7 protein-coding genes, 3 tRNA genes and 1 pseudogene are annotated in these 5,804 nt (G+C 25.6%); 2 read left to right on the top strand and 9 right to left on the bottom strand.

The window, feature by feature from the left end; all coding sequences use genetic code 11:
• The first annotated feature begins 250 nt into the window (after positions 1-250).
• Complete coding sequence (locus GBZ86_RS11750) at positions 251-1,672, top strand: tetratricopeptide repeat protein (protein ID WP_152890896.1); 1,422 nt, start codon at positions 251-253, stop codon at positions 1,670-1,672.
• A 230-nt stretch (positions 1,673-1,902) separates the two neighbouring features.
• Here the strand turns inward: GBZ86_RS11750 and GBZ86_RS11755 are convergent.
• The 3 genes from GBZ86_RS11755 to GBZ86_RS11765 form a co-directional block, all read right to left on the bottom strand.
• A tRNA-Gly gene (locus tag GBZ86_RS11755) sits at positions 1,903-1,976 on the bottom strand.
• A gap of 20 nt (positions 1,977-1,996) precedes the next feature.
• Positions 1,997-2,072 (bottom strand) — tRNA-Pro (locus GBZ86_RS11760).
• Between the two features lie 3 nt (positions 2,073-2,075).
• A tRNA-Arg gene (locus GBZ86_RS11765) sits at positions 2,076-2,152 on the bottom strand.
• Positions 2,153-2,317: 165 nt separating this feature from the next.
• Here GBZ86_RS11765 and GBZ86_RS11770 point away from each other — a divergent pair.
• A complete protein-coding gene (locus GBZ86_RS11770; RefSeq protein WP_152890898.1) occupies positions 2,318-2,488 on the top strand; it encodes a hypothetical protein in 171 nt (56 codons plus the stop codon).
• Positions 2,489-2,575: 87 nt separating this feature from the next.
• Here GBZ86_RS11770 and GBZ86_RS11775 read toward each other — a convergent pair whose 3' ends face one another.
• The 6 genes and pseudogenes from GBZ86_RS11775 to GBZ86_RS19025 form a co-directional block, all read right to left on the bottom strand.
• Complete coding sequence (locus GBZ86_RS11775) at positions 2,576-3,499, bottom strand: M15 family metallopeptidase (RefSeq protein WP_152890900.1); 924 nt, start codon at positions 3,497-3,499, stop codon at positions 2,576-2,578.
• Between the two features lie 57 nt (positions 3,500-3,556).
• On the bottom strand, positions 3,557-3,691 hold the full coding sequence (locus tag GBZ86_RS18455; RefSeq protein WP_268817441.1) for a hypothetical protein: 135 nt from the start codon (positions 3,689-3,691) through the stop codon (positions 3,557-3,559).
• Positions 3,692-3,766: 75 nt separating this feature from the next.
• A complete protein-coding gene (locus GBZ86_RS19010) occupies positions 3,767-4,369 on the bottom strand; it encodes an HNH endonuclease signature motif containing protein (protein WP_479690747.1) in 603 nt (200 codons plus the stop codon).
• A 255-nt stretch (positions 4,370-4,624) separates the two neighbouring features.
• Positions 4,625-4,864: pseudogene (locus GBZ86_RS19015) on the bottom strand (group II intron reverse transcriptase/maturase); the annotation flags it as partial.
• Complete coding sequence (locus GBZ86_RS19020; RefSeq protein WP_479690748.1) at positions 4,851-5,057, bottom strand: reverse transcriptase domain-containing protein; 207 nt, start codon at positions 5,055-5,057, stop codon at positions 4,851-4,853. The pseudogene GBZ86_RS19015 and the gene GBZ86_RS19020, both read right to left, overlap by 14 nt.
• Entirely contained in the window at positions 5,029-5,445 is a 417-nt protein-coding gene (locus GBZ86_RS19025; protein WP_479690749.1) for a reverse transcriptase domain-containing protein, read from the bottom strand. The genes GBZ86_RS19020 and GBZ86_RS19025 overlap by 29 nt, the downstream gene beginning before the upstream one ends.
• Between the last annotated feature and the right edge of the window lie 359 nt (positions 5,446-5,804).

Raw genomic sequence — 5,804 nt, forward strand, 5'->3', positions numbered from 1 at the left:
ACTGTATATTCTAAAGATAAATTATCTGTTTTAATATTTAATTTTTTCAAAATAAAATATTAAACAATTATAGTTATTTTTTTATTTTCTTTACTTTTTTTTATTTAAAAAATATTTTTTATTTAATAATATTTAATTTTTTCTTTTTGTTGCTTATTAAAATAAATTCTTATTTTATTTTTATTAATTTAATAGTATAATTACAGTATTAATTAAAAACTTGTCTATTTTTATCATTAAGGAGGAAAAAATGAAAAAGAATGATAAGAAATTGCAAAAAGCTTATTCATTATTTGAAAGTGGTAATTATGAAGAAGCTCTAAATATTTGCGGAAAAATATTAGAAAAAGACTATAACAATGAAGATGCACTTACTTTAGAAAGTCGTATTTTGTATTATTCTGGCGACTTAAACGAAGCTAAACTTACATGGAAAATTAACAGTGATTATAATGATAATATAGAATGTAAACAATATTTAAATAATGTTACTGAATATAATGAATTAAAAAATTTATATGAAGATGCATTAAAAGATATAGAAAAAGGAAATGTAGATAATGCTATTTTAAAATTGAATAAATGTTCTACTTCTTCTTTTAATAAATTTAATGTGAAAAAAGCCTTAGAGAATTGTTCTTCTATAAAAAAAGGAATTACTCCTACTACTCCATTAAAAAGTAGTTACGAAGAACAAAAAGCTGATTCTTTAATTCATTCACTAGTTGATGAAAAAATAACAAAAGAAATTAGAGCTGCCATACAAAAAGAGCTTGCAAAAAAGGAAAATGCTAAAAAATCCACTGATAATATATCATCTGATTCCTTAAAAGAAAGCAAAAAAACTTCAAAAGAAACAATTAAAAATACTTCAATAGATCAAGTATCTAATAAAGAAGAAATTAAAGAATCAAAAGAATTAATTGAAAATATTAAACCTAATGTTTCTAAATTTAACTCTACTTCTAATAATAATATTAAAAATAATAAAGCTTTTAAAATTACTACTGTGGTAATTGTTGGAGCCATTGTAGCTGGTATAGCCTTTACTACTATCAAAAATACTAATTTTTCAAATAAAACTGAAAATGCTGAAAGTATAAAAAATAATGTAGGTGCTAGTACATCAACTACTCATGAATTTCCAACTAAAAATTTTGAGTCTGCAATAACTACTAAAAATATAAATGAACTTTATACATTACTTACATCTACACAAAAGAGTGATGCTAATGGAGATAATTTGAAACTTTATAATAAAGCAGAAGAAATAATGAAAGTAGATGGTGTTGAAAAGTTCTATAAGGATGGTTTTGCATTATTTAAAGAAAAAAAATATGCCGATTCTATACCTTATTTTGAAAAAGCATTAAAGTTTAGTGATAAAAATTATTTACAACCACACATAATTTATTTTACAGCTTCTGCTAATGAAAATTTAGGAAATAAAGATGAAGCTATCAAATATTATGAAATGTATATAAATAAATACTTAAAACATGATTCTGAAGGTGATGATCCGTTTTATTCACCAGAAGCTCTTTATAAATTAGCAAATTATTATAAAGATAAAGATAAAACTCTATCAAAAAAATATGCCTCATTAATAGAAGCTGATTTTCCTAATAGCATATTCTATAATGACATTACTATGAAATTAATATACAACTAATTTTTTTACATAAAAAACAAAAAATTTCTTAACAAAATCCCTATAGAATAATCTAAAAACTACTCTATAGGGATTTTTCATCTATAATTTTATCTATTTTCATAAAAAACTGTCCTCTATTTTAATATATGGTTATGTTAATTAACTTATATGTTATAATATTTGCAAAATCCTAAAAATAACTATAGTAACTAACACAAAAAAGCTAACTTTAAAAAGTTAGCTTTTTTTGGAGCGGGTGATGGGAATCGAACCCACGTAACTAGCTTGGAAGGCTAGGGCTCTACCATTGAGCTACACCCGCAAATATTATTATAATTTTAATGGTCGGGGTGACAGGGATCGAACCTGCGACCTCATGGTCCCAAACCACGCGCGCTCCCATCTGCGCCACACCCCGATATGGTGTACCTTTAGGGATTCGAACCCCAGCCCCACGCCTTAGAAGGGCGTTTCTCTATCCAGCTGAGCTAAAGATACACATCTATTAATTACAATATAATATATTTTAAGATAAAAAATATATTATGTCAATATTTTTTATTAATAAATTTATTATAATATTAAATTTATTAATAAAAGCACATAATATTTTATAAAAAGTACAAACTATTTTTGTAATATTTTTTAAAGGAGGTAGTAGTTATGGATAACAACAAAAATAGATTAAAAGATAGACCTAAATCTAATGCTGAGCTTAGAAAAATGTATAGTGAACAAGGATCAGAAATTGGCATAGAGCACGGACAAAAAAGAGAAAGTCATAGTAACGGAAAAAAATATACTAAACGCTCAAAGTTATCTCATAATAAATAATTTTAAATTTAATATTAATAAAGTAGCTATAAAAATAAAATCTATTAAATTTTTATAGCTACTTCCTTCTAAGTTTTATCTTATTAATTATTTTAATATTTCCTCTATTTTTGATATATAATTTAAAATATCATCATCAACATTAATGCCATAATACCAACATTCTTTATTTTTTATATCATCTTTATTAAAGTATTTTGATTTAATAATAAATTCAGGCCTATATTCGAAATGTAATATATCAAAGTGATTCCATTTTCCTCCCCAAATAAAACCATTATCCTCAAAAACTTTTACCAATTCTTCAGGATAATTATAAATTCTCGCCCTTGCTTTTTCCTTATTTGTCCATTTCCAATAATCTGCATTATCTCTTTTTAAATCAATAGCTATACCATAAGAATGTGCACTTAATCTACCAGTACCACTTATAACTCTATAATTAAAGGTTCCACTTATAGGACATACATAATTAACTATTCTATTATTTTCTTTACATATGATTTTTACATTATCCATTACTTTTTTTAAATTTTCTGCTCCATGATTTTCTTTATTAAATTGAAAATTACCATAATAAGATTTTACCATAGTTAAATTTGACCTTATGTTTTTTTCTCCATTTCCATAAACTATATTTAATAAATCGTACACCCTTATTCTTCCTGGGTCTATATTTTTTTCCTCAATTTCTTTTATCATATTTAATTTATAAGGAGTTTCTAACATATCTTGCAAATCAGGATTAGCTAATTTTTCTTCATAATTTTTTTCTTTATTATCATCATATATTATTTTTTTACCATTGTTAAATACCAAATATATATAACCTTTATTATCCTTTTCTAAAGTTTTTATATATTCATTATAAGCTAATTTCAAAGTTAACAAATCAACTTTTGTATTTAAAATATAATCTTCATTATATTCTTTAATACTGCATATAACTTTTGTATTAAATAAAAACATAATTAAAATAAAAAAACAAACTATTTTTTTAAATCTACTCATAATAAAATCACCTCTAAGATTATTTTTACCTTAGAGTTTTTTTGTATGTAAGTTACATTATAATTTATTTTTAGATTCAAAAATATCTTTTTTATTCATAATTTCTGTTTTTCCAATATTATTTTCCGTATCTATTTTTTCTATATTATTTAACATATATAGTGATAGGTAAGTCTTTGAAGTTATCTCCAACTTTTCCCCCACTCCACACCGTACGTGCGACTTTCACCGCATACGGCGTTCCAACAATTTGAACTTTTCATTTAATTAAATAACTGAATTTCCTACTAACTTTCTTAAAGAATTAACTTTTTTCAAACCTTTATTATCCAAATTTAAAACATTTAGATACTTAGCTATTGTATCCAAGTTTGTGCTGTGTATAAGTTTATGAACCTGTGTTGTTAACCACACAAGATTCTTATATTCATCAGTACCACCTAGACTTTTTGGTATTTTATGATGACACTCCATATTTCCAATGGTTAAGGCTTTGCCTGTAACCGAGCATATTCCATTTTGACCTGCAATTAATGAAATTTTATTATCATTAAATTCAACTGATAGTGAATGGTATTGATGGTTTAATAGATATTGAATTATGTGAGTGTAACCAACTAAATTATCATGGATAAGTTCTCTACCTTTTCTTGTATAGTTGCATATCTTTTGGTTAAAGCATAAAGCTTTTTTAGTTTTACAACCATAGATAGGAAACATTGTTATGCCTATAATAGTTATTGGTTTTCCGTTATACTGTCCATAAAGTCTTTTATGTGTTTCGGATAACCGGAGTTTGTTACTAATTAAATTCTTTAATCTAATTTTCAAGGTTTTTCTTACTAAGAAATCTATATCCGAAAACTCCATACTCACATTGGTAGCATATTTATAATAGTTATGACTACCTAATATCATTGAGTTAAGTTTTGATACTTCTTTAATCTTTTGTTTTTTCTGTATTATTTTAACTTGCTCTTTTAATTTTGCAATAGCATTTTGTTTTGCTTTTTTAGTAATTCTACTATTGCAGCTATATTTATTTCTTTTTAATTTTACCTTTAATCTAAATCCTAAAAATTCAGTGTAATTTCTTCTTAAATTTGTTATCTTGGATTTTTCATTACTTATATCTAATCCTAAACGCTCTTTTAGCCATTGTTTTACTGCATTGAATATTTTTATTGAGGATTTATAGTCTCTACAAAATATTTTAAAATCATCTGCATATCTAACAAGCCACAGTTCCTTTAAATTTGTAGTTTTTTGAACCTTATACCTATTTCCATTATGTTTATGATAATGATTAGTCTGGAATGTTTCCCATTGAGAACTAATCCACCAATCTAGTTCATTTAAAACTATATTTGTGTAATGGACTTATTATTCCACCTTGTGGCGTTCCCTTTTCAGGTACTCCGATTCCTTCTATTTCCGACATTAGTATTTTCCCTAATATGCTTAGTAGGTTTTTATCTCTAATACCAAGCTTCCATAGTTGTTTTTTTAACTTACTATGATTGACATTATCAAAGAATCCTTTTATATCTATATCCACTTTTTGCTCTATTCATTAGATGCATACATCTTGCCATAGCATGAGATGTACTTCTATTAGGTCTGAAACCATAACTATGGTTGTGGAATTTTGCTTCGCATATAGGTTCTAACACTTGCTTAATGCATTGTTGTATTATTCTATCCTCAATACAGGGAATTCCAAGTGATCTTAATCTACCATCGTGCTTTGGAATTTCTTCTCTTCTCACACTTTTTGGCATATAGTTATCAAATTTATTTTGCATTAATTCTACAAATTCATCTTTTCTTAAATTTTTAAGATACTCAATGTTTTTATTATCAGTTCCTACAGTTTTTGAGCCTTTATTATTTTTAATGTTTCTATAAGCTAATAAAATGTTGCTTTCATTAGTTATATGCTCCATTAAGTCAACAAATTTATGATTATTACATGATTTTTCATATATTCAATCAAAGGTGTCTTGCATATCATAATACTCATTATTTCTTAGTAATTGTCTTTTCTCTAAGATTAAGCTTTCCTCCAAGTCTACTAATTCCTCCTTGTACTAAGTACCTTCGGGTTCGTATCTCTTAGTCTTACTCGAACCTTGGATTATTCAGTATTTAATTATCAATGAACAAATTGTCTAGTGGCTATTGCTAGAATATCATTACAATATTAATTATAGCTTCATGCCACCGCTCTCACTTGGATTAAGATAAGTTATACACTGTAGTTTTCCTTATCAATATTTCAACGGTGGTAAGACCTCAATATTCC

Source organism: Clostridium tarantellae (assembly GCF_009295725.1).
In the GTDB taxonomy this organism is placed as follows: Bacteria; Bacillota; Clostridia; order Clostridiales; family Clostridiaceae; genus Sarcina; species Sarcina tarantellae.

Bases quoted from the DNA above. Each gene is read 5' to 3' on its own strand.
- GBZ86_RS11775 (WP_152890900.1), bottom strand. From the start codon at position 3,499: ATGAGTAGATTTAAAAAAATAGTTTGTTTTTTTATTTTAATTATGTTT.
- GBZ86_RS19025 (WP_479690749.1), bottom strand. From the start codon at position 5,445: ATGGAGCATATAACTAATGAAAGCAACATTTTATTAGCTTATAGAAAC.
- GBZ86_RS19010 (WP_479690747.1), bottom strand. From the start codon at position 4,369: ATGGAGTTTTCGGATATAGATTTCTTAGTAAGAAAAACCTTGAAAATT.
- GBZ86_RS11750 (WP_152890896.1), top strand. From the start codon at position 251: ATGAAAAAGAATGATAAGAAATTGCAAAAAGCTTATTCATTATTTGAA.
- GBZ86_RS11770 (WP_152890898.1), top strand. From the start codon at position 2,318: ATGGATAACAACAAAAATAGATTAAAAGATAGACCTAAATCTAATGCT.